The organism is Paenibacillus graminis (assembly GCF_000758705.1).
GTDB lineage: Bacteria > Bacillota > Bacilli > Paenibacillales > Paenibacillaceae > Paenibacillus_AQ > Paenibacillus_AQ graminis.
In genome coordinates this window covers 6,097,732-6,121,801 of record NZ_CP009287.1, presented here as the reverse complement: position 1 = coordinate 6,121,801, position 24,070 = coordinate 6,097,732, and the positions used below count along the sequence as shown (strand labels likewise).

The following is a 24,070-nucleotide window of genomic DNA, read 5'->3' as shown; positions in this document are numbered from 1 at the left end:
AATTGATCCTTCGAAGTAAATAATGGAAGCAAGAATAGAAAATCATTATTTTGGAGGAGGATCAATCATGTCTGCATTGAATATTGGAATTATTCTGGGAAGTACGCGTCAAGGCCGTTTAAGTCCGCAGGTGGGTGAATGGGTGAAGGGGATTGCCGACCAGCGCGGCGACGCCAATTATGAAATTGTGGATATCGCGGATTTCAAGCTGCCATTATAGGGCGAAGCGGATGCTTCGAACAGGCCGGGCGTTGGAATGACAAGCTGAATGCACTGGATGGCTTCGTATTTATTGTAGCGGAGTACAATCACAGCATTACAGCTGCGCTGAAGAACGCTCTGGATTATGCCCGGGACGCATGGAACAATAAAGCTGCAGGGTTTGTAAGCTATGGCTCCGTCGGAGGCGCCCGCGCGGCTGAACATCTGCGCGGCATTCTGGGTGAGCTGTCTGTCGCGGATGTCCGTATACATCCGGCGTTATCCCTGTTCACTGATTTCGAGAACGGCCAGACCTTCAAACCGGCGGAGCTTCACCTTACGAACGTAAATGGCATGCTGGATCAAGTGGTTGCCTGGAGCGGTGCGCTGAAGACACTTCGCTGAAGCACTTGTGTAATAAATGCAAACAACGCAAACACCCCTCATTCCGGGCAGTCCTGGAGTAAGGGGTGTTTGGCATCAGCGGAATTTCTATCTACAGGAATCTAAACGTAAGCCTACTCTCTATCCACCGCCACAAAATGCAGCAGCTTGCTCTGAAAGTCACCGTGCAGCTCCGGCAGGAGCAGTCCAGCGTACATCAGCCGGTCGCCGCCGTATACCGCTCCGGTTTCCTTCAGGACGTAGTCCTTCTCCGGGTCCAGCCCCTGAAGGCGGAGGCGCGGGCGGCTTGTATTCGGTCCGGCCAGCACGCGGAAATAGCCGGTGAGTGCCTCGGAACGGGCTGCATCGACGAACATCCAGGCCGTTTCATTGCCTTCAAACGGCGAGAGCAGGCGGTACATGTCACCCTGCTGGACGAGGGAACGGATTTCCTTGTAGAAGGCCACCTGGGCAGCCGCTTCCGCCTGTTCCTCCGGTGTGAAGAGGGTCAGATCCAGCTCGTAGCCGAAGTTGCCGGACATGGCCACGTCGCCGCGCATGGAGAGCGAAGTACTGCGGTGCACCTGATGGTTCGGCACTGCGGAGATATGGGAGCCCATGCTGCTTGCCGGATAGACGATGCTGGTGCCGTACTGGATTTTGAGGCGTTCCACGGCATCGGTATCATCGCTGGTCCAGGTCTGCGGCATATAATGAAGAATGCCGGGATCGAATCTGCCTCCGCCGCCGGAGCAGCTTTCGAACAGCACATGCGGGAATTTGGAGGTGATTTCTTCCATGACCCGGTACAACCCCAGCATGTAGCGGTGAGCCGTTTCTCCCTGGCGCTCCGGCGGCAGGGCAGCAGAACCAATCTCAGTCATATGCCGGTTCATATCCCATTTGACATAAGTAATCGGAGCCGATGCCAGGACGCTGCTGACCGAATCGATGATATAGTCGCATACCTCCGGGCGCGACAGATCCAGAATCAGCTGGTTACGGGCCTGGCTGCGTCGGCGGTCCGGCACATGCAGGCACCAGTCAGGATGGGCGCGGTACAGTTCGCTGTCCGGCGACACCATCTCCGGTTCGAACCAGAGGCCGAACTGCATGCCGAGCCGTCTGACCCGTTCCACCAGGTCAGGCAGACCCTGCGGCAGCTTGCGGGTATCCACGAACCAGTCGCCCAGCGAAGTGGTATCGTCATCGCGGCGGCCGAACCAGCCGTCGTCAAGCACGAACAGCTCAATGCCCAGCGCCTTGCCGGCGCGGGCGATATCTTCGATTTTGTCAGCATCGAAGTTGAAGTAGGTAGCTTCCCAGTTGTTGATCAGCACCGGGCGGGGCTCGTCACGGTATAATCCTCTTGCCAGCCGGGTCCGGTATAGCCGGTGGTAGATCCGTGACATGCCGCCCATGCCTTGGTCCGAGTAGACCAGCACCGCTTCGGGGGTCTGGAAGCTCTCGCCGGGCGCAAGCAGCCAGCGGAAGCCGAACGGGTTGATGCCCATTGTTACGCGGGTAGTTCCGTATTGGTCCACATCGGCATTCGCACAGAAGCTGCCGCTGTAGACCAGGCTGAAGCCGTAAGCGTCTCCGCTGTCTTCCACGGTCTGCGGGGACAGCAGGGCCAGGAACGGATTCTGCTGATGGCTGCTTGCGCCCCGCTTGCTGTCAATGCCCTGCCGTCCATTGTGCAGGGGAGCGCGCACGAGATGGCGTTCGCGGGCCCAGGACCCGGACAGCTGAATCAGCTCGTAGTTGGCATGCGGAAAGTCAAGTGCAGCCGATAAGGCACGGTTCAGCTTCAGCGGGCCGCTGCCCGTATTGGTCAGCCGCGCAGAGCGGATAATAGCGTCGAAACCGCTCATTACGGTGTAGGACAGCACGGCGTGCAGGCCTGCTGCGGCATCCTCCAGCACCAGCTGCAGGGTTTCGGCTTCATCGCCGCTTTCGGCATATACAGCCGGGAGCCCTTCCAGTGCGGGTTTACCCTTGAGAATACTATGGGAGACATAGACAAGCTCTGTAACTGAAGTGCCGTTTACCAGCTCGGCTTCATAAGCAGGCTCCCGGAAGTCCCCCGAGCCGTACCCCGGATATTCCTGGGGAAGTGTATCCAGGGAGAACGCGGGTTCCTTGGGATCAACAGTACTGCTGAAGCCCATGGCCCCGGGATTGTACAGGTCGGATATGGCAGAGCTGCGGATTCTCCGGCCCCAGTGCAGGTGCACGGGATAGGAGCTGCGGGCAAGGCCGAATACATAGCTTGTATTTGTCGTTTGCAGATGAAAAATCTGTTGCTCGGCATCATAAATAATGGACAAGGAAACAACCTCCTAGAATATGCAGTGATAGCGTAAAATGGAGAGACAGCTTCATTATAAGTCCGTTTTGCGGCCAAGCGTATGGAGAAAAGCAGAGTCCATATGGACGAATGTCGTTAATTTTGAAAGATGATGGAGAAGCTATTGGTTATTCCGTTTGCCGCAATCTTTCCACAATCGTGTCCTTGCTCAGCATTCTATAGGAGGATAAGGTGACTGTATACGCAATAGCAGCCAGGACCGGAACGGCCAGAATGAAAGGCAGCCAGCCCATATGGAAAACGGTAAAAGCCATGCTGTCCGTGATACTTTTGGAAATACTGTAAGTCAGAAATACGCCTATGGTGGAGGTAATAGACACTGTTAAAAGAACATTGAACAGCCCTTCATACACCAGAACCTTTTTGAGCTGCCGCTTGGTCATCCCGATGCTCTCGAGCAGTGCAAATTCATTCTTTCGCGTAATGACTCCGGTAATAACGGTGTTGATGTAATTAAGGACGCCGATCAGCGCAATGATAAAGCTGAGGCCGTAGCCTACCGTCTGAAAAATGCGGATAAATCCGCCAAGCTCCTGCCTGTAATCTTCCCTTGATTTGTAGACCAGTTCGTCAGTTGAAGCTGCAAGGGATTTGGCGGTCTGCATAGCACTGTCCAGCTTGGCCGGGTCAACGTGAAGCGTTGCTGACAGAGCCATAGGGGGCTTGCTTCCCGCAGGCAGTTTTCTTGTTAATTCTGATGAGGGGAAGAAAGCATTATAGCCATAAGGTGAAAAAACATGAGTAGTTGCGGCATAAAGAGCATTAGAATTTAAAACGGCCATGACCTCATAGCTCTTTCCCAGACCTTTATACTCGATGCGGCCACCCGGATGGTAATACGATTGATGATTATCCTCTCCCATTAAGGGTTCAGTCACCAGCACATAATTTCCAGAGGCAAATTTCTGCGGATCGAAGCTGCCTTCAATGACATCTTTCTGCACCAGGTCATACCACCCGGCATCAATGCCGTACAGATCGAGCTGAATGAAGTTATTCTTAAGAACCCATGTAAGAGCCGGTTCAGGTGAAGCAGTCTCTGCCAGAGGCTTCAGTGCTGCGCGTATCGTATCGTCCATAGTGTAGTTTTCAAATTTATAATAGACACTGTCCACCCTTTTGACTCCGTCAATCTTCCCCAGCGCGCCTATGAACGGCCCCGAAAGCTTATAGGGATCACCGGGCTGCTCGCCTGCCGACTGCACGATAGCTCTGTTGCGGATAACAACGTCCCCGGCTATATACGAACTCAGGTACTTATTGACATCCAGCGAAGAGATGACGGTGAAAATAGCGCTGAACAAGATCATGCTTAAGGAGAGCGAGGTTAGCATGAGAAACAGCTTCTTTTTATTGCGGAAGAGGTTAGCGAAGGCCATACCGTACAGCTTTGCACCGCGTTTCGAACGTTTGTTCATCTTGCGCTTTGCGCTTACGCCTGCGAACCGTACGGCCTCCACAGGGGCGATCCGCGCGGCCATCCGGCCCGGCTTGCTTGCGGCGATCCAAACCGTCAGGTAGGCGAAAACAGCCGCCCCGATAAATATCCACGGACTGGCGGAATAGGAAGTTTCAACAGGCTCGCCTGAAATGGTACCCAGAAGCGGAGTCAGGGCAAGGCCAATCCCGTAACCGGAAGCGAGGCCGAAGGGAAGCCCGGTCAGATACAGCAGTTGAGACTGGATGGTGATGATTTTCTTGAGCTGTCTCGGGGTGGTTCCGATGGCCTTTAGCAGGCCGTAAAATTTAACATCCCGCACGACCGAGATATAAAAAATATTATAAATCAGCAGATACCCGCTCAGCATAATGATCAGGATGACAGCCAGATAAGGGACCATTTTGATGATATTGTCCGAGAGAGACGAAGTGGTGTAGGCCCAGTTGATCCCGATTGGCACATCCAGACCGGTATCCGCGAGCACTTTGTTCAGCTTCTTTTCAATATCCACAGCATTGCTGAACATTACGCTCAGCTCTGCGGTATTCACATAGGAACCGCTGGCTTTGGACTTGACCGGATCAATAGAGGACAGATTCTTCTGCACCCAAGCCTCAGAGACGAAAGCCAGTCCTGCCATCGACAAATTTTTGTCCGCCTCATAGTACCCTGATACAATAAAATCCTGCTGTACCACACGCTCCCCGATATCAATGTCCAGAGTGGCCTTTTGGCCCAGCGCATGCTTGATGCCGAGCTTATCCATCACCCAGGTATTCAGCACAACCTCATTCTCTGCGACAGGCAGCCCGCCTTCGATAAAGTGAACAAAGCTGTGCCTGGCGGAGGATTTGTCAGTCTGGTTAACCTCTACCCGGGTGTTTTTGAACACCTCATTCCGTAATTCGCCTGCATGCAGTGAAACGCCGTATTCCCGTATGGAGGAATGTTTCTTCAGTGTTTCTACCTGTGCCGGGGTAAGATATTTGAAGCCTCCGTGAAAATCAGTGCCTGAGGTTTTCATCTGGGTCAATTCCATGGATTTGTTGAGGCTTAGAACCATTGTGAAAATAGAGGTGATAAGCAGGGTCGTCAGGATGACAGCACAGATCACAGCCAAATTGCGCATCGGATTGGCTTTCAAGCTCTTCAGAGAGAGGCGGGTCACAATTTTACGGTTGTTTGTGCTGATCATAACGGGTTTGCTCCGCTGTAGTCAGTGTGGCCTGAGACAATGTGTCCGTCTTCAATGCGGATAATGCGGTCGGCGGTTTGGGCGATGGCCTCGTTGTGGGTGATCATAACAATGGTCTGATTGAATTTCTCACTCAACTGCTTCAGCAGAATCAGCACTTCCTGGCTGGTTTTGCTGTCGAGATTGCCTGTAGGCTCGTCTGCCAGAATAATAGAAGGTTTGGTAGCCAACGCTCTGGCAATTGCCACGCGCTGCTGCTGGCCGCCTGAGAGATTGGAGGGGAGATTGTGGATTTTCTCCTGAAGGCCCAAGGCCCGGATCACCTCGTCCAGATACGCCTGATCGATTCTGCCGCCGTCGAGCTCTATAGGAAGCAATATATTTTCGAGCACATTCAGGATCGGGACAAGATTATAGCTCTGAAAGATAAATCCGACCGACCGGCGTCGGAAAATCGTCAATTTCTCATCGCTCATCGCAAAAATATCATTCCCGTCTACTATAACCTTGCCTGCCGTAGCCCGGTCCAGGCCGCCCAGCATATGCAGCAGTGTGCTTTTTCCGCTGCCGCTGGTGCCGACAATCGCCAGAAATTCCCCTTTCTCCACAGATAGGGAGACATCGTCCAGCGCTTTTACCGTCGTCTGCGGATCCTTTCCATAGTATTTCTTCAGATGTTCAATTCTCAAAATGGGCATGTTATGTCTTCCTCCATCATCTTTGGTTGCTCCTTAAGATATCAGACCAATCTAACCGGGGTGTGTCTGAAATCTGTCAGTATTGACACAATTAGATTTGGGGGAGGAAGACCGCGAGCTTCGTTCCTTTACCCACCTCGGATGCCGCTGTAATAAAACCTCCCTGGAGGCTGATAATTTTCTGCGTTAAATAAAGCCCGATCCCGATGCCTTCGTAATCCCTGGCGCTACATCCCCGGTAAAACCGCTTGAAGATGTGCTCAAGCTCCTCCCTCTGAATCCCTAAAGCAGGTTGAACAGTGCTTCGCTGGTCCACTTATGATCGTGGCGGGCTTTCGTCTGCCGATCGCATTGAATTTGAATATCGATCCCTTTGTTCTCTGCACGGGTGTAAATATGCGATACGGCTCGGGTAATCGTCTCAATCACAGGACTTACAGTGCTTTGCAGCGTAATCATGCCCGTTTCCAGTCTCGACAGTTTGACCAGTGAGGTAATCAGCCATTCGAGCTTTTCTGATTGCGATTCTATCTGGTTCAGCAGAAGCCGGGTATTGCCCCAAGTTCCGGCGTTTCCGCAAGCAGTTGGCTGTACAGCATAATATTGGATAGGGGAGTTTTGGTCTGATGGGAGATATCGGAGATCAGCTCTTTGATCGTGTTCTTTTCAGCTTCCAGATTCTGCTCATTCGCTTTGTTGATCTCAATGTAGCGCCATAACTTATGCTCCAGGGAAGAGAGGCTGGTCTCGTCAAAATGGGTCATCTTCTCCCGTCCATGAATCGCCCGGTCTACCATTTCATCAACAGAATCCATGAATCTTGTAATTTGCCGCCGCAGCGTCCAGTTCCATACGCCTCCCAAGAGCAGCATACAGGATACGAAGAGGACTGTCAGTTCCATGAGTGCCGGGTGCCCCCCTTCCAGAAAGGCGGCTATTCCGGCGTAACCCAATACCAGAAGCAAAAAGATTGCTGAAAAAATGAGGCTGCACCGTTTGGAACTGCGAACATATTTACTGCTGGTCATGGATTTGGCCTCTCCGCCCACATATACCCCAGGCCGTAGACTGTTTTTATGTATTTTGGAGCCGCAGGGTCGTCTTCAATCTTGGCACGCAGCCGTTTGACGGCAACTGTCAGTGCGTTCTCATCCACAAACTCGGCCTCCTGCGTCCAGATCCTGTCGATTAATTGTTCTCTGGTTAAAATCGTACCGGGGTTCGCAACCAGAATTTTCAGCAGCTTCAATTCAGTTTTGCTAAGGATGAGTTGTTCCGTATTCTTATAAAATTCCAGCTTTCCAAAATCAAAGCTTAAGGGCCCCAATGTTATTTTGTCCTCGCCGCGGGAGGCGGTCCGTTTGAGAACGGCCATGACTCTGGCCCGCAGGATCATTAGACTGAAAGGTTTCGTGATGTAGTCATCTCCCCCAAGCTCAAACCCTGTAACGATATCCGGTTCCATATCATTCGCAGTCAAAAAGATAATCGGCACCTGGGAGGTTCTCCGGATCTTCTCACAGTAGTCCAATCCGCTTCCATCGGGAAGATGGATATCCAGGATGATAATATCTATCTTATTAGAAGAAAGAATTTGCTCCGCTGAGGTTATATCATAGGCTTGCTGTATAGCCAGATCATTTTGGGCAAGAGTCAGGGCGATGCCTTTATTCAGGCCCCGGTCATCCTCAACGATCAATAGTGTTTTCATAGGTCATGCTCCTTTGTTCAGCCGCATGCTGCTAGCAGCCCGATTAAGGGTTGTTTCAAGATGGGACCACTTTACTTCCATATTATGTACAACGGTAAAGTATTACGCAAACTGAAAGCTCACGGTATGGAGAGTAATGTGGAAATCCTGTCTAACGTAAGCCCGGTAGCCTGCAGTCCCATAGCCTCCCCGACTAAGGTCCAGTACACAAAACCGTCCCCGGTCTGTTTTAGAAGTCTGCGGTTTGCTCTAGAATAAGGCTATAAGGTTCAAGGTTAACGAAAGGCGGTGAGAAAAAATGCAAAGAAGACAAGGTAATGGACTTGCGGTTGTTCTGATCGTGCTTGGAGCGATTATGCTGATGGGGATTGCCCTTCCGCTAATCCATGGAATGTTCAGAATTTTGTTCCCGGTATTGCTGGTTGTTCTCGGGTATTACGGAATTAAAAGCGGACGCAAGATTATCGGCTGGGTGGTAATGTTCATCGGTGTCATGTCCCTGATCGCTAAGCTTTCCTGGATCATCGGACCGCTGCTCGGTATCGCGCTGGTGGTTTGGGGCATCTCGGTGCTGAAGGGCAGAAGAAACGGAACATACTAAGCAACTGAAGATTACTTAATTAAGAAGCAGGGAGGGAGCAGGAAATCATGAGTGTTTTTCGCCGCATGAGAGATATTACCGTAGCTAACTTGAATGAACGGCTGGAACAGAGCCAGGACCCGGTGAAGCTGATCGATCAATTTCTACATTCGACCCGTGAGGAAATCACCGAAGCTGAGAGACTGTACCAGCAATATGCAGCTCATACGAAGCAACTGCAGCTGCAGGTTAATCAGGCAACAGCCATGAGGAACAAACGTGAAGAGCAGGCACTGCTGGCACTGAAGGCGGGCGAGGATCATCTGGCCAAGCTGGCGCTGCAGGAGAAGATCATCCACGAGGAAAAGCTGGAGCAGTACAGCGGTCTGCTGGAGCAGAGCCAGCAATCACTGTTTGAGCTTGAGAGCCAATTGAACGAGCTGAAAATGGAGTATCAGACGGTATACAGCAAACGTCAGTATTATGCAGCACGGATGGAGTCGCTGCGCCTGCAGCAGCGCATGAACCAGAGAGCCACAGCTTATGGCAACGGCAGTGATGTTCCCAAGATGTTCGGCCGGCTGGAAGACCGGATGAGCGATTGGGAGCTGGAGGCGAAGAGCCTGCGTGATCTGCGCCGGATGGGGCAGGAATACGCCATTCAGGCAGGAGAAACCGTGGCGACCGTACTCGAAAGAGAGATGGCCCGCCTGAAGGAGAAGCTGAACAACGATGGAAAGGAGTAGTTCTATGACCCGATTGTATCGTTCAACCCGTGACAAGGTGATGACAGGACTGGCAGGTGGATTGTCCGAGACGCTCGGCATCGACTCCACACTGTTCCGGATTCTGCTGCTGGTCAGCATTCCTTTTACCGGCGGAACCACCATTCTGGTGTACTTCATCGCAGCGTTTATTATTCCCAAAGAGCCGACCCAGTATAATCCTTTCGGACCTGGACCCGGCGCACCGGGGGGGGCCTATGGCGGCCCATACGCAGGCAGACCTGAACATGGACGGGGACCGCAAGGATCTTATGGTCCTCAGGGACAAGGCGGATACGGCCCTTACGGCAGCCAGCCGGGCTACAACCCCGGTTATGACAAAGCAGGCGCTTATTCGGCACAAGACTCCGGTATTGATGCCATGATGAAAGACATTGAGAAGAAGGCATTGCAAAAAGAAGTAGAAGAACTCAAACAAAAACTTTCTAAATATGAGAAGGGAGAAGTGTAAATTATGGGAGTATTTCAACGGATTAAGGATATGACAAAGGCGTCGGTAAATGACTTGCTGGATAAGGTAGAGGACCCAATCGTAATGCTGAACCAATATCTGCGTGATATGGAGGCTGAAATTCACGAAGCTGAGGTTACCGTAGCGAAGCAGATGGCCAATGAGCGCCGCATGAAGCAGCGTGTTGAGGAAGCAGCAAAAGTATCCGGACAACGTGCGGCTCAAGCTGAACTGGCACTGAAAAATGGCCAGGAAGAAGTTACCCGCAAGCTGCTGGAGGAAAAAATCTACTTCGACCAGAAGCATGCCGAATACAGCGAGCTTCACGCTCAGGCAGAGGTTCAAGCCAAGGAACTGGTGCAGCAGCTTCATGATATGAAGGATGAATTCTACAAGCTGCGCAACAAACGCAATGAACTGGTCTCCCGTGCGCAAATGGCTAAGGCCAAAAAGCAAATGTCGCAGATCAGCAGTGTTCATGCCATCGAGAGCGGCAGCGCGTCCCTGGGCTTCCACCGTATGGAAGAAAAAATCATGCAGCTTGAAGCAGAGGCAGATGTGCTGCGTGCGCCTTACAGCCCTTCGGCAACAGCATACAGCAAACCGGTTGATGCCGAAAAGCAGCTGAAAGTGGAAGAACAGCTCGCTGCACTGAAGAGCAAGCTGAACACTACTCCATCTTCTCCTTCATTGGATAAAAAAGAAAAATAAAGCCTGTTCCTAAACAATAGGCAGATATGATATGCTGATCAAGGTAAAGCCATACGGTATGGATCTCCCATACCGGTATGGCTTTTGTAGCGGGATGCGGGCAACGCTGCAGAACCTTATGAACCCTGCAATTCAATTAAAAGCGTCGACATCGTGTACTAATCCTTATGCCTGATTTGTTGAACCACAGATAAACCCCAGCTAGCTTTTAGACATCCTAGCGAATTGTATTTTCTGCAGTTAAAAGGGTGGGAACCCCGTGCTTTTAACTTAAATATAATTTGTGCAGTTAAAATTGGCTAAAATCGCTTATTTATAGCATTGCAGTCTTTTTAAGTGTAGAGAGTACAATTAGCTTGGCTTTTGAACAAATTTGAGGCTTTTAATTGTAGGAAGTACAGTTAAAACATGCTTACGAAGAGAGTTTTGCTCCGCAAAACTTATAGGAGGTGCGAAATGGATAAACGGAACCGTATGATTGCCATTGGACTGATCGGCGTCGGCTGCTTGATGATATTTGGCAGATGGCTCGGATTTTTCTCCATTGTCGCGCTTCTGTTCCTGCTGCTCGGGGTTTACCGGACAACGTCGGGCAAGGTCAAGCAGGGGTATAAGCTCCTGGGGGTTGGGGCCGTGCTGCTGATGCTGGATCATCTGCTACTGGTACTCGGAATTTGCCTGATCTCTCTGGGGATGTTTTTTGTGAAATCCAGACGGATGCAGCGCAGGGGCGGGTTTATGCAGAAGCAAAGCTTCTCGTCCAGGTTTGACTGGGATCTGTCACCTTGGGTCATGCGCAGCCTGAGTGCCTGGCATGTGCTGGGGGAGGCGGATATTGATTTGTCGCTGGCTATGGCGGAGGACCCGGAGACAGTGATGCTGTTCCAGGGGATTTTTGGCGACACGGATATTCATCTGTCCGAGGATTACGGGGTGGAGATCGAAGCCTTTGTGCTGTTCGGCTCTATTGAGTTCGGGAGCCACCGCGATACGGGCATGTTGAACCGGTTGAACTGGAAATCGGCTAACTATGACAGCTGTGCGCAGAAAGTGAAATTCAATATTTCTTATCTAATGGGTGACCTGGATGTACGGGCAGACTGAGCATCCCTGACACTAAACCAAGAAGGAGAGCTTCCCGGCATGGGCAAAAAAAGCAGCAATATGGTTACGCGCAGCATGGGTGAGGGGGCTCTGTTCTCTTTGGTCATGCTGCTCGTTATCCTGTACATTATGTATACATATGGATATTTGCAGCCGTTTGAGGATTGGAGAATCGGAGTAAGAACAGCGGTCACGCTGATTCTATTGCCTGTGGTGTTCGGCATTGTTTTTGGCTTCTACCAAGGATTTCGCACCAAACGGAAGCTGGAGCGGCTGCGGGCTACCCTGGTAGCCTGGGAAAAAGGGAATTTGACTCCGGCCATGCCGGATCTCGGCAATGATGAACTGGGCAGGCTCAGCGGACAGCTCAGCCGGATCAGCGGCAAATGGGAGAACCAGGTGAACACGCTGCAGCGGCTCTCTACCAACAATGCCAAGCTTGCCGAGCAGGCCCGCGTATCCGCGATTATGGAAGAACGGCAGCGGCTGGCCCGGGAACTGCATGATGCTGTGTCCCAGCAGCTGTTCGCCATCTCCATGACGGCAACGGCAGTAGGGCGGACGCTGGAAAAAGACTTTGACAAGGCGCAGCGGCAAATTGCGCTGATTGAAGAGATGTCGGCCGTTGCCCAGTCCGAGATGCGCGCGCTGCTGCTGCACCTGCGTCCGGTCTATCTGGAGGGCAAAGGATTGCGGGAGGGGCTTCAAGAGCTGATCAAGGAGTTGGAGATCAAGGTTCCGATTGACATCGTATTCGAGATGGACCCGGATGTGCAGCTGATGAAGGGTGTGGAGAATCACTTGTTCCGCATCGTGCAGGAAGCGATCTCCAACACACTCCGCCACGCCAAGGCAGAAAAGATGGAGATCCGGCTGCACCGCCGGGGCGATACCGTCCGGCTCACCCTGCGGGATGACGGGGTCGGCTTCGAGATGGATGAGAGCAAGCAGACATCCTACGGCCTGTCCAATATGCAGGAGCGGATTAACGAAACCGGGGGCTCGATCCAGTTCATTACCGCCCCGGGTAAAGGCATGCGGATCGAGATTACTGTACCATTAGTCAATGAATAGGAGGCAAGGGTGCCATGGAGATGGAGGAAGCGGAAGCGATTAAAGTACTGCTTGTGGACGATCACGAAATGGTCCGGATTGGACTTGCTGCGGTGCTTGGCACCGAGGATGGAATAGAAGTGGTGGGCGAGGCCGGAAGCGGAGAAGAAGGCATCCGGCTTGCTCAGGAGTACAACCCTGACGTGGTCCTGATGGATCTGGTAATGGATGGCATGGACGGGATTGAAACGACAAGACAACTGCTGAAGCTGTACCCGGATTGTAAAGTCATTGTGCTGACCAGTTATCTGGATGACGAGAAAATGTATCCGGTAATTGAAGCCGGTGCATTCAGCTACCTGCTGAAGACCTCGCGGGCAAGTGAAGTAGCAGATGCGATCCGCGCAGCCGCAAGAGGCCAGTCGGTGCTGGAGTCGCAGGTCGCTTCCAAAATGATGAACCGGTTCCGCTCCAATGCCAAAGGCAGCGAATCGCCAGCTTACAAGGAGCTTACCGAACGCGAGATGGAAGTGCTCAAGCTGCTGGCTCAGGGCAGATCCAATCAGGATATTGCCGACCAGCTAATCATTGGCATTAAGACTGTGAAATTCCATGTGACGAATATTCTTGCCAAGCTGGGTGTGGAGGATCGCACCCAGGCGGCCATTTATGCCTATAAGAACGGACTTGCAGAATAGCTGCAGGTATATAATCTTTCTTCCTGGTTATCCTGTTTAGTAGATTACTAGACCGGATGGAGAGGAAGATGGAAGATGGGGAACAGAGGAACAAGCAGAGGTGCAGGCAAAGGAGCAATACTGCTGATAGGGCTCGGCATAGCGGCGGTGCTTATGGCAGGGTTCCGCAGCCCGGAGGGAGCCGGTTCATCCGTACCTCTGTCTTCGCCAGCAGTTGATGGACATGCAGCGGGCGCCGATGATAAAGGCCTTGCCGGCTCACTCTCAATGCTAACTACTCTTGGCAGTGCAGCCACTCTGCCGGATTCCCCGCTCCGGCTCGTATTGAAGTGGCAAGGTGAAACCAGCGGCGCATCGGGTGCATCCGCTGCAGATGCGGCAGAGCGCCTTGCCGGGAAGCTCGGGCTTGGGAAGGTCAGCGTGTCTGACGAAGACGGGCATGTGACCTCTCGCGCAGCTGCCGCTCTTGCCGGAGCGAAGGTTTCGTTGTTCTGGAGCGAGCTGGGAGGCGGACGCAGCTATGTGATCGTAACCTTCGAGACGGCAGATCTGCGGCAGACGCCGGAGCTTCCGGCCGCTGCGGCGTCTGCCGGGCAGAAGCTGCTGCAAGCCGGAATTGCGGCGGAGTGGAACGCCTCGCTGCAGGGTGCCGCGAAGGAGCAGGGCGGCGCGGGGGATGCACTATTTTCCATAGAGCAATCGCTCCAGGAACAGCTCCCCGGTATGAACCCGGAAGAAAGCTATGAAGATAACACTACATACAGCCGCTCCTACAGTGTGCCAGGGCTTGAACGCACCGTCCGCAGCGGGAGGCATGCCCTTGCTCTCCAGCTTGCGGTTCATACGAACGGGAACAATAATACCAACCGGGTAACGATAGGTTTGCCTTTGATCACGATTGAATATTAAGCTTGTAAATCACAAGCGGCCGGGTTCTCGTTTGAGGGTATGCCAGACTTTAACTACCAGATAAGCCGTTGCGCGGATATCATATCCTGTGGACGGCTTTAGTTGTGCTTGCAGTGCGATTGGTGAAAGTTTTAGGGATACTCTAATGTGATATTTTAGATGTTAGAGAGGGCATCCCGGTGGAAAACTCTACACGCGGGCTCTGCGTTGCGGAGCCTTTGGCATGAGGTTATAATATGTGTGTGAGTGGCAGGCTTCATGGTCCTATAAGCGGGAGCGCATAAACAGATAAGAAAGAGTAATGGAAATTTGCGAAATCCCGAGAAAAACTGTCAGGAATGTGATAGCATCCTTAGAGCGAATATGATAAAATTACATCACGCCGTCGCGTTTTTATGAACTGTCCGGCGTTGAGAATGATTGTCAACTATATTACATACAGAGAGATGAGGAGCCATGGCTGAAAATCAAACCCTTGATGCACTGCATACACCCGGTGCTGTATTCTTTATCTTTGGGGCAACCGGAGATCTGGCCCGCCGCAAGCTTTTCCCGGCGATTTACAGTTTGTACCGTGAAGGCAAGCTAACCCATGATTTCGCGGTCATTGGCGTGGCTCGGCGTCCCCGTACCCAAGAAGAATTCCGTGAAGATGTGAAGGAATCGATTCAGGAATTCTGCCGCTACCAAGCGGGAGATGCAGCCGAATGGAATGAGTTCGTACAGCATTTTGAATACAAGTCTCTGGACATCAACAATATTGAAGGCTTCCGTGAGCTGAACGCGCAGACTGAAGCGCTGGAAGAGAAGTTCCGGATTCCGGGCAACCGGATGTTCTATCTCGCCCTCGCTCCCGAGCTGTTCGGCAGTGTCTCGTTCAACCTCAAGGCTGGCGGCATGCTGCAGACCCGGGGCTGGAACCGTCTCGTCATCGAGAAGCCGTTCGGCTACAATCTGGAATCTGCAGAACAGCTGAACGAGCAGATCCGCCAGGTGTTCAAGGAAGAGGAAATTTACCGGATTGACCATTACCTGGGCAAAGAAATGGTGCAGAACATTGAAGTCATCCGGTTTGCCAATGCTTTCTTCGAACCGCTCTGGAACAATAAGCATATTGCCAATATCCAGATTACCCTCGGTGAAACCGTCGGTGTGGAAGAACGCGGCGGATATTATGACCATGCCGGTGCGTTGCGCGATATGGGCCAGAACCATATGCTGCAGCTGCTGACGATGATCGCGATGGAACCGCCGAGCCGTCTCTTGGCTGAAGATATCCGTGATGAGAAGGTCAAAGTGCTCCGTTCCCTGCGGCCTTACGCTTCCTCCGGGGAAGTCCATGAGAATGTGGTGCGCGGACAATATACGCAAGGCCTCTACAAAGGCAAGACCCTCCCGGCTTACCGCCAGGAAGACAAGGTTGATCCGGAGTCGAATACGGAGACCTATTTTGCAGCCCGTGTATTTGTGGATAACTTCCGCTGGGCGGGTGTACCGTTCTACATCCGCACCGGCAAACGACTGCCCGTGAAGACAACAGAAGTGGTAGTGGAGTTCAAGGGTATGCCGACCAACGTCTATTTGGGCCAAAAGCATAAGCTCGAACCAAACCTCCTCGTCATTCGCGTGAATCCGATGGAAGGCATATACGTGAAGATCAACGCCAAGAAGCCGGGCTCGGAGTCGGAAATCCAGCCGCTCGCCATGGACTTCTGCCAGAGCTGCATGGTGGGCATCAACTCACCGGAAGCCTACGAGCGCCTGCTGCATGATGCGGCACGCGGCGATTCGACCTACTTCACCCGTTGGGATGAAGTGTCGTCGGCCTGGTCCTTTGTGGACCGTATTGCCCAGGCTTGGAGGGAAGGCACCGGCGATCTGGCCTCCTATCCGGCTGGCTCCTGGGGACCGGTTGAAGCTGATCAGCTGCTGGCCCGTGAAGGCTTCCACTGGTGGCCGGTCAACGGACAGGATGAGGACAACGTGGTGTGGCAGGCTAACAGCTAGTTCATTCTGTAAATGATATATGGTGTGAAGAAAATCCCCCTGCAGAGGCTGCAGGGGGATTTTAAACGGAAATATCTCTCCAGATGTAAAGGTTATCTCCACAGATCCGGAGTACCGTCCATTAAATCGAAAAATAACCGAAGCAGCCGGGAATTGGACAACGAGGCTTATGGAGCAGGAATTTGAAGAGTTGTAAGATTTGCTTTACCTATGTGCTCAATCGGATCCCCTGCAAACTAGAGCAGCATTTCAAAATGGCAGAAGTGGCGCCGAAAATCCAACTATTCACCGAAGTTACGGCCTCAGCCTATTTTAATCAAACTTAAGTCCACTTTATTCAAGATAATTTACCTTCCCCCGCTTAGATGTAGATAATCTTCCCCGGATTTTGTTATACTGAAAAGGATGCTTTCAACAGAAGCGGAAATGTAACGATAAAGGTACTGTGGCAACGGCAATTCACCGATGAAGGGATTTGTACAAATGAGCAGAGCACCGATTTGATGGGTAACCGGCAATGGAAGAGAAGCATGAATTTATATATGAAGGGATATGTGCAATGAATAAGGCACTGGATCAGAAGCTGCAACAGGAAGTGGACAAACGCAGAACGTTTGCGATCATTTCCCACCCGGATGCGGGGAAAACAACATTGACGGAGAAGCTGCTGCTGTTCGGGGGTGCGATCCGCTTGGCGGGGTCGGTTAAGGCCCGTAAAGCGAGCAAGCATGCGACAAGTGACTGGATGGAAATTGAGAAGCAGCGCGGAATCTCGGTAACCTCCTCCGTGATGCAATTTGACTACATGGGTCACCGGGTGAACATTCTGGATACTCCGGGTCACCAGGATTTCAGTGAGGACACCTACCGTACCTTAACGGCTGCGGACAGTGCGGTCATGCTGATCGACGTCGCAAAGGGTGTGGAAGCCCAGACGATTAAGCTGTTCCAGGTCTGCGCCAAACGGGGCATCCCGATTTTTACATTTATCAACAAGCTTGACCGTGAAGGCCAAAGTCCGTTCGAGCTGATGGAAGAGCTGGAGAATGTGCTGGGCATCCGCTCCGTACCGATGAACTGGCCGATCGGGGGCGGACGCGAGCTGTGCGGCGTATATGACCGGATGAAAAATCAAGTAGAGCTGTTCCAAGGCGACGACCACTCTGTAATTAAGGTTCAAAAGGTAGAAAGCTATAATGACCCGATTATCCGCGAGATGGCCGGAGAATACCTGCATGACCAGCTGTGCCAGGATCTGGAGCTGCTTGACGTGGCCGGAGATGCTTTTGACTATGAAAAGGTGCTGCGCGGTGAGCTGACACCGGTATTCTTCGGCAGTGCGATTAATAATTTTGGCGTACAGACTTTCCTGGACAACTTCCTGGAACTGGCACCGAAGCCGGAGCCGCGCCGCAGTACTGCCGGTTCCGTAGAACCGACGAACGAGAAATTTACCGGCTATGTGTTCAAAATCCAGGCAAACATGAACCCGGCCCATCGTGACCGGATCGCCTTCCTGCGGATTGTATCCGGCAAATTCGAGCGCGGAATGAGTGTGAAGCATGTGCGTGCGGGCAAGGATATTAAGCTGTCCCAGCCGCAGCAATTCCTGGCCCAGGACCGGGATATTGTCGAAGAGGCTTTTCCGGGGGATATTATCGGGCTGTTCGATCCCGGTATTTTCCGCATTGGGGATACGCTGAGCCAGGCCGGTGATATTGAGTTCGACGAACTGCCGACGTTCTCGCCTGAGATTTTTTCCAAAGTAAGCATCAAAAACGCGCTGAAATCGAAGCAGTTCCAGAAGGGGATCGACCAGCTGACCGAGGAGGGCATGATTCAGGTGTTCCGCACGGTCAATTTCGACGATATTCTTCTGGGCGTAGTCGGACAACTGCAGTTCGAGGTCTTCGAATACCGCATGAAAGGCGAGTATGGCGTGGAGGTGCAGCTGCAGCGGATGAGCTATCAGTTCGCGCGTTGGATTGTGGATGAGAACAAGCCGGACCCAAGCAAGTTCCGCATCAATTCCACACTCGTTACGGACAAGAAAGGCAATTATGTGGTACTCTTCGAGAACGAATACGCGATGCGTACCGCTATGGAGAAGAACCCGACCGCGAAGTTCCTGGAAACTGCTCCTTGAGTGACCGGACATCTCGCCGCAAACGCGAATAAGAAATAAGCTTTGCGAAAAAACCTCCGCCCTACGGTGCAGCACCGTAGACAGCGGAGGTTTTCTGGCTCCATGCGTCCCGCTTCCTTAGGAGGTAATGGACCCGGGGGTGATTTTCTCCAAATGTCTGTGCAGCATCGAGACCAGCGCATCCTGCTTGGCGTGATCCAGGTCCTTCCACATCATTTCGAATACAGCGCCAAGTCCAGGGAGCGCCGTTTCCGGCCCGTCCACTGAGCCTTCAATCATCTCCCGCAGATCGCCTTCGGACTGTCCGTGCACCTTATGGATAATCGCCTGGCGCAAATCAATGGTAACCGGCATGAGTCGTGCCTCCTTCAATATAGTGGTTATTCATCCGGAGAGGCTGCTGGCCGCTCAGATTAAATTCTTAAAGATCAGCTTCTATTGCCTCGTTATAATGTGCCCTGAAAGTGCAGGGGAAATTCAAGTTTGGGTGAGCTTATGCTATACTGTGTGAGATGCAAATTGCTACGGGAGGTACAGATATGGCTGCAAAAAAACAATACGCCGTTATCGGAATGGGGCGTTTCGGCTCAAGTGTTGCCAAAGCACTCAGCGGTATGGGGTTCGATGTGCTGGCAATCGATGCTGACGAGCAGCGCACGCAGGAAATCTCGGGCATTGTAACCCATGCCGTATCCGCAGACTCCACCGATGAAGAGGCGCTGCGCGCACTGGGCATCCGCAACTTTGATGTGGTTGTGGTGGCGATTGGGGAAGATATTCAAGCCAGCATTTTAACGACGCTGATTCTGAAGGACCTGGGCGTACCGGCAATTCTGGTCAAGGCCAAAAGCGAGCTGCACGGGAAGGTGCTCAGCAAAATTGGCGCAGACAAAGTGATCTATCCTGAACGGGATATGGGCATGCGGGTGGCACACCACCTGGCTTCGCCCAATATTCTTGATTATATCGAGCTGTCGCCAGATTATAGCATCCTGGATATGAAGGTCTCCGGAACGATGCTGGGCAAAAATCTGCAGGAGCTGAACATTCGCGCCAAATACGGCTGTAATGTCATGGCAATCCGCCGGGGTGAGGAAATGAATATCTCCCCCAGAGCCGAGGACCGGCTCATCGAAGGGGATGTACTGGTTATCGTAGGCCGGAAGGACAATCTGACCAAGCTGGAAATGGCGTATCAATAGGCAGGGCAGGAACAGAAAGGTAGGACTTCATGGAGATTATGTCACCCCAAAATACGCGGGTAAAAGAATGGGCCGGACTGCAGGAGAAAAAGCACCGCGACAAAGCGAACAAGTATATCATTGAGGGTATCCATCTTGTGCAGGAGGCTTTGCTGGCTGAAGCCGATGTGGCATGCCTGGCCTATGATCTGGATAAAGGCATGCCTGCTGAGCTGAAGACGCTGCTTCAGTCTGTGCAGGGTATGGAGGTGATCGGCGTTTCGGCGGCAGTCATCGCCAAATGCAGCAGCACGGGCACACCGCAGCCGGTGTTTGCCATTGTGCGCAAGGAGCAGCAGGGACTGGAAGCCATCCTTGGGAAGCCGGATAGCTGGGTTATGGTGCTGGACGGGGTCCAGGACCCCGGTAACGTGGGGACGATCATCCGCAGTGCGGATGCCGCAGGTGCGGACGGAGTAATCCTCGGCAAAGGCTGCGCCGATCTGTACAACCCCAAGACCATCCGTTCCACGATGGGCTCTATGTTCCATCTCCCGGTAGTGGAGGGGGACCTAAGCGACATTCTGCCGCATGCCCGGGAACGCGGTGCCCTTTTGGTAAGCACTTCGCTGACGGGGGTGGACTCCTGCTACACCCATGATTTTCACGGCAGCCAGTGGCTGCTGATCGGCAGTGAAGGCCAGGGCATCTCACCGCAGACGGCGGCCTTCGTCGACAAGAGCATTATCATCCCGATGGCCGGACGGGCCGAATCGCTCAACGCCGCTATGGCGGCGACCATCCTGCTGTTTGAGGGGATGCGGCAGCGGGATATCCATCGGAAATAACCCGCAATTCTTGTGAGTAACGGCTATACTTGAGACTTATTTGATCGATAAATGAGACTTTTTAGGGTATATGTTTGAGACTGATATTAAAACCAGTAGTAGCGAAAGCCTTGCTATTACTGGTTTTTTATTTACTTAAAGTATTTGTACTTTGTTAAGGTTAGTTCAACGAAGAATGAAAATAAACATGCGAAAATTACAATTATAAATGAGATTTTATGTAAAGAAACAGGCTGGGTATGATGATTCAGCAATTCATTCAGAATAGAATGAACTAGATAGGGAAATAGACGGCAAGCATTTTGCTGGATCACTAAACGGAGAATCATGAGCAAAAACTTTCATGACAATAATGCGATCTACGGCAGTCCCAAAATCACTAGAAAACTGCATGAAGAAGGGTTTAGGGTGGGTGAAAAAACCGTAGGCCAGCTCATGCGGGCACACCATCTCCGCTCCCAGGCGATGGGGAAATTTAAAGTACAGACGACCGATTCGAACCATGACTTCCCCCTTGCTCCAAATTGGCTAAACCAACATTTCGATGTGTGTACAAAGCCCAACCAAGTATGGGTCAACGACATTACCTACATCCGAACACGCCAAAATACAGTCTATTTAGCGAGCGTTCTCGATTTATTCACGCGTAAAATTGTGGGCTGGCAGCTCGGAAACCGAATGAGAGTAGCATTGGTTTCTAGTGCTCTCGACAAGGCTTACGAGGCACAGAAGCCGGATAAAGGACTCATCCACCATTCTGACCGCGGGAGCCAGTACGCCTCTGCAGATTACCGGAAGAAGCTGAAAGAGTACCATATGATTCGCAGCATGAGCCGCAGGGGAAACTGCTACGACAATGCGTGCATTGAATCGTTCCACAGCATCCTCAAACGAGAACTGATTTACGGAGGGAGAACCTTCCAGACTCAAAAAGAAGCCGAAAACCAGTTGTTCCGATATATTGAGTTCTTCTACAACCGAAAACGAATCCACAGTAAACTTGGCCATCTCTCACCGGATCGCTTTGAGTCGTTGTATTACAGCAATCTAAAACAAGCGAACTGACCCTTTTTACCGTGTCCACTCTATTGACTTAACTCCCCTCACAGTAGCAGGCTTTTATTATTTCGCCTGTCTACCGTATTGGGAGCATATCAGACTTTATTTTTCAAGTCTTGGCCTGCCGCTGCTTCTTTTAATGGATCTGTCTAAAACTTATATTTTAATAGCTGACGATTCTTCTCTTTAAAACCTGCGGTAATTCTACGACTTCAGTCTAACACTTTATTTTCACCAAACATTTATTCCAAAATCAATTTAAAGGAATGAGATATCTTGTTAAAAAGAGTTCTGAAACATGGGGATTCATCCATGCCGACATTTCACTATAGCAACCTAATTAGCACATCATCGGGAATCTCATTCATTGACTTTGGATTATCGGGATTCGGATATTACGCAATGGATGTGGCTTCTGCTGCTCTATTTACTAAAAGTGAATTACGGGATGATCTGCTTTAAATAATCACAATGAGGTGAAGCATAAAGGCTTGTGATTACTTAAGAAGAGCCTATTATAAGCTTTATTGTTATTATCAGAAATTTCAATTGATTGTAATGTCTTTTGTGGTTGTTGGAATAGTTGATTATTTTTTTCTTTACGAGATTTTCGTTTCATTATCAGCATTAGCTCCTGTTTTTCTTTTAGAAATAATTCCATTCATTATTATCATTTTATCAATATTTATTATTCGGGGAATCGTTAAATTTATTAAGAGGATGAACGAAAACAAACACTTACTATTTTTATTCAAGAAAACACCATATTCACAGTTGAAGGGATAATAACATGAAAACTCTATTTCGACCTATTGGACTTACCGAAATAAATTGAAGGTAATTTATGATACTTGCCGATATGTGTCAAGCAACAGTACAAAAACAACGATTTATGCCGAAGATCGTTACAAGTTATGTCAAAACTATGTTACAGAATCGCCGAAATAAGGCCTTTTAGTGTCAAAGTGAAATACAACCCATATGTGAGGTGAGTTGTATTTCACTTTGACACCGTATGGAACGTAGTTTGGCACAGGTTTGGAACGATTGTTGGCACAAATCGTGTGCGGAGGCGCTTATAAGTGCTGTAGACTCGAATCCAACTTCCATGTTACAAAGGAGCACTTTTCATATAAAGTTCAAACTATTTAGCTTACAGGAATTCTAACGGGAATCATTAATTCAATCTGAACCGATAGTCTATTCTTTAATTCTCAGGATCGGGACAAATTGCCTTCCCAATACCTTTTTCATGTTTGACAGTATTTAAATTTCACTTCTTAAGTTGGCTAGCATATCGTTTCAAAAAGGTAATGCCCAAGCCGGAACAAGGCTTGGGCTTTGCTCTTTTTACTCTCCGGCATCAAAACTTTCAACCCTGATGTCATTTTTTTTAACCTTAATCGGGCGGCGATTAATTATATAATCAATTCAAGGCAACACTGGAAGGAGGACAGCGGCTAGGTCAACACTAATGACAGGGGGAATAATGATGAAGAAAAAAACTTCGGTATTGGCATTTTTTTTAGTGCTCTTGATAGCGGTTACAGGATGCGGTGGAGGGGCTGGTAATGCAGGCACGACAGGAGCGGTCAGTACATCCGAAGGCTCCAATTCATCCGGGAAATCGGGAGACGGAAAAGTTGTAATCGGTTTCTCGCAGACGGTCATGAATCACCCGTTCCGGATTGCCAACGTAGATACAGCAAAGAAGTCAGCCGCCGATCTCGGGGTTGAGATTATTGTGACAGATGGACAAGGGGACGCAAACAAGGAAATCGCCAACATCGAGAGCCTGATCGCCCGCAATGTCGATGCTCTTATCGTGAGCAGCCTGTCGGGCAACGCGATCTACCCCGCATACAAGGAAGCGGAAAGAGCGGGCATCCCGCTGATTATCGCGGCCTCCGGCGTACCGGACGATGACAGCATTCCCTATACGACATTCGTTGCTTCGGATGAGGTGACGATGGGCCAGCAGGCGGCGAAGTACATTGCCGACAAGATGGGCCAAAAGGGCAATCTGGTCATCCTCAACGGTGTCGTCGAGTCGACTAACTCCCAGCTTCGTACGAAGGGATTCATGCCGGAGATCCAAAAGTATCCGGATATCAAGATCGTGGCGGAGCAATCCGGAGAATGGCTGCGGCTGCCGGCGATGCAGGTGATGACGAATATTTTGCAGGCCAACAGCAAGATTGACTTCGTGTTCGCCCAGAATGACGAGATGGCGCTCGGCGCGATTGAAGCCATTAAGAAAGCAAACCGGATGAGCGAGATCAAGGTGGTTAGCATGGACTCCCAGAAGGAAGCGCTGGAGAAGATCAAGAACACGGATGAGCTGATGATGTCCGTGAAAAATGAATGGAGCTTCGAGACGGCTGTGAAGCTGGCGATCGATGCGGCGAACGGCAAAGAGATTCAGAAGAGAGTGATTCTGGACTCTCCTGTAATCGACAAGTCGAATGTCGATGACTTCTACGATCCGAATTCAACGTTCTAAAAGAAACATATCCGCCAACACCAATCCAATTATA

The 24,070-nt window shown here is 51.1% G+C and carries 23 protein-coding genes and 1 pseudogene; 16 read left to right on the top strand and 8 right to left on the bottom strand.

Annotated features, from left to right (window positions below):
* Positions 1–67: 67 nt before the first annotated feature.
* Positions 68–606, top strand: a pseudogene (locus tag PGRAT_RS31320) (NADPH-dependent FMN reductase).
* 113 nt (positions 607–719) lie between these two features.
* Here the strand turns inward: PGRAT_RS31320 and PGRAT_RS26405 are convergent.
* The 7 genes from PGRAT_RS26405 to PGRAT_RS26385 form a co-directional block, all read right to left on the bottom strand.
* Positions 720–2,915 carry an alpha-galactosidase gene (locus PGRAT_RS26405; protein WP_042267464.1) on the bottom strand — a complete coding sequence of 732 codons (2,196 nt, stop codon included), beginning with the start codon at positions 2,913–2,915 and terminating at the stop codon, positions 720–722.
* 148 nt (positions 2,916–3,063) lie between these two features.
* Entirely contained in the window at positions 3,064–5,592 is a 2,529-nt protein-coding gene (locus PGRAT_RS26400; protein ID WP_025703904.1) for an ABC transporter permease, read from the bottom strand.
* Positions 5,589–6,290, bottom strand: coding sequence for an ABC transporter ATP-binding protein (locus PGRAT_RS26395; RefSeq protein ID WP_025703903.1), 702 nt, complete (start codon positions 6,288–6,290; stop codon positions 5,589–5,591). The genes PGRAT_RS26400 and PGRAT_RS26395 overlap by 4 nt, the downstream gene beginning before the upstream one ends.
* A gap of 91 nt (positions 6,291–6,381) precedes the next feature.
* Positions 6,382–6,606: a sensor histidine kinase gene (locus tag PGRAT_RS34560; RefSeq protein ID WP_238326747.1), complete on the bottom strand. Its 225-nt coding sequence runs from the start codon at positions 6,604–6,606 to the stop codon at positions 6,382–6,384.
* Positions 6,573–6,749, bottom strand: a complete 177-nt coding sequence (locus PGRAT_RS34555; protein ID WP_238326746.1) for a hypothetical protein — start codon at positions 6,747–6,749, stop codon at positions 6,573–6,575. Before PGRAT_RS34555 ends, PGRAT_RS34560 begins: the two co-directional genes overlap by 34 nt.
* 77 nt (positions 6,750–6,826) lie before the next feature.
* Positions 6,827–7,318, bottom strand: coding sequence for a histidine kinase dimerization/phospho-acceptor domain-containing protein (locus tag PGRAT_RS34550; protein WP_051424686.1), 492 nt, complete (start codon positions 7,316–7,318; stop codon positions 6,827–6,829).
* A complete protein-coding gene (locus tag PGRAT_RS26385; protein ID WP_025703902.1) occupies positions 7,315–8,001 on the bottom strand; it encodes a response regulator transcription factor in 687 nt (228 codons plus the stop codon). Before PGRAT_RS26385 ends, PGRAT_RS34550 begins: the two co-directional genes overlap by 4 nt.
* 298 nt (positions 8,002–8,299) lie before the next feature.
* On the opposite strand from PGRAT_RS26385, the gene PGRAT_RS26380 reads away from it, so the two are divergent.
* The 11 genes from PGRAT_RS26380 to PGRAT_RS26335 all read left to right on the top strand — a co-directional run bounded on the left by PGRAT_RS26380 (position 8,300) and on the right by PGRAT_RS26335 (position 18,445).
* Positions 8,300–8,602: a LiaF transmembrane domain-containing protein gene (locus PGRAT_RS26380; protein ID WP_025703901.1), complete on the top strand. Its 303-nt coding sequence runs from the start codon at positions 8,300–8,302 to the stop codon at positions 8,600–8,602.
* 47 nt (positions 8,603–8,649) lie between these two features.
* Positions 8,650–9,327: a PspA/IM30 family protein gene (locus tag PGRAT_RS26375; protein WP_025703900.1), complete on the top strand. Its 678-nt coding sequence runs from the start codon at positions 8,650–8,652 to the stop codon at positions 9,325–9,327.
* A 4-nt stretch (positions 9,328–9,331) separates the two neighbouring features.
* Positions 9,332–9,817: a PspC domain-containing protein gene (locus PGRAT_RS26370; protein ID WP_025703899.1), complete on the top strand. Its 486-nt coding sequence runs from the start codon at positions 9,332–9,334 to the stop codon at positions 9,815–9,817.
* Positions 9,818–9,820: 3 nt separating this feature from the next.
* Positions 9,821–10,528 carry a PspA/IM30 family protein gene (locus tag PGRAT_RS26365; protein WP_025703898.1) on the top strand — a complete coding sequence of 236 codons (708 nt, stop codon included), beginning with the start codon at positions 9,821–9,823 and terminating at the stop codon, positions 10,526–10,528.
* 456 nt (positions 10,529–10,984) lie between these two features.
* Entirely contained in the window at positions 10,985–11,632 is a 648-nt protein-coding gene (gene liaF, locus PGRAT_RS26360; RefSeq protein WP_025703897.1) for a cell wall-active antibiotics response protein LiaF, read from the top strand.
* Positions 11,633–11,671: 39 nt separating this feature from the next.
* Positions 11,672–12,706: a sensor histidine kinase gene (locus PGRAT_RS26355; protein WP_036703380.1), complete on the top strand. Its 1,035-nt coding sequence runs from the start codon at positions 11,672–11,674 to the stop codon at positions 12,704–12,706.
* A 20-nt stretch (positions 12,707–12,726) separates the two neighbouring features.
* Entirely contained in the window at positions 12,727–13,383 is a 657-nt protein-coding gene (locus tag PGRAT_RS26350) for a response regulator (RefSeq protein ID WP_025703896.1), read from the top strand.
* Between the two features lie 75 nt (positions 13,384–13,458).
* Positions 13,459–14,292 (top strand): YwmB family TATA-box binding protein, encoded by an 834-nt coding sequence (locus PGRAT_RS26345; RefSeq protein WP_042267460.1) that lies wholly within the window; start codon positions 13,459–13,461, stop codon positions 14,290–14,292.
* A gap of 456 nt (positions 14,293–14,748) precedes the next feature.
* The gene (gene zwf, locus PGRAT_RS26340) at positions 14,749–16,299 is read left to right on the top strand and encodes a glucose-6-phosphate dehydrogenase (protein ID WP_025707385.1); all 1,551 of its coding nucleotides are present in this window, start codon (positions 14,749–14,751) and stop codon (positions 16,297–16,299) included.
* 58 nt (positions 16,300–16,357) lie between these two features.
* Complete coding sequence (locus PGRAT_RS35025) at positions 16,358–16,495, top strand: DUF6809 family protein (protein ID WP_420329537.1); 138 nt, start codon at positions 16,358–16,360, stop codon at positions 16,493–16,495.
* Between the two features lie 363 nt (positions 16,496–16,858).
* Entirely contained in the window at positions 16,859–18,445 is a 1,587-nt protein-coding gene (locus PGRAT_RS26335; RefSeq protein WP_025707384.1) for a peptide chain release factor 3, read from the top strand.
* A 117-nt stretch (positions 18,446–18,562) separates the two neighbouring features.
* On the opposite strand, the gene PGRAT_RS26330 is transcribed toward PGRAT_RS26335, so the two are convergent.
* Entirely contained in the window at positions 18,563–18,799 is a 237-nt protein-coding gene (locus PGRAT_RS26330) for a small acid-soluble spore protein SspI (protein WP_025707383.1), read from the bottom strand.
* 158 nt (positions 18,800–18,957) lie between these two features.
* Here PGRAT_RS26330 and PGRAT_RS26325 point away from each other — a divergent pair, with 158 nt between their 5' ends.
* The 4 genes from PGRAT_RS26325 to PGRAT_RS26310 all read left to right on the top strand — a co-directional run bounded on the left by PGRAT_RS26325 (position 18,958) and on the right by PGRAT_RS26310 (position 24,036).
* On the top strand, positions 18,958–19,647 hold the full coding sequence (locus tag PGRAT_RS26325; protein WP_326078276.1) for a potassium channel family protein: 690 nt from the start codon (positions 18,958–18,960) through the stop codon (positions 19,645–19,647).
* Between the two features lie 29 nt (positions 19,648–19,676).
* Entirely contained in the window at positions 19,677–20,474 is a 798-nt protein-coding gene (locus PGRAT_RS26320; RefSeq protein ID WP_042267457.1) for a TrmH family RNA methyltransferase, read from the top strand.
* A gap of 327 nt (positions 20,475–20,801) precedes the next feature.
* Positions 20,802–21,539 carry an IS3 family transposase gene (locus PGRAT_RS26315; protein ID WP_025708343.1) on the top strand — a complete coding sequence of 246 codons (738 nt, stop codon included), beginning with the start codon at positions 20,802–20,804 and terminating at the stop codon, positions 21,537–21,539.
* 1,483 nt (positions 21,540–23,022) lie between these two features.
* Positions 23,023–24,036 carry a substrate-binding domain-containing protein gene (locus tag PGRAT_RS26310; RefSeq protein ID WP_162165103.1) on the top strand — a complete coding sequence of 338 codons (1,014 nt, stop codon included), beginning with the start codon at positions 23,023–23,025 and terminating at the stop codon, positions 24,034–24,036.
* Positions 24,037–24,070 lie beyond the last annotated feature (34 nt).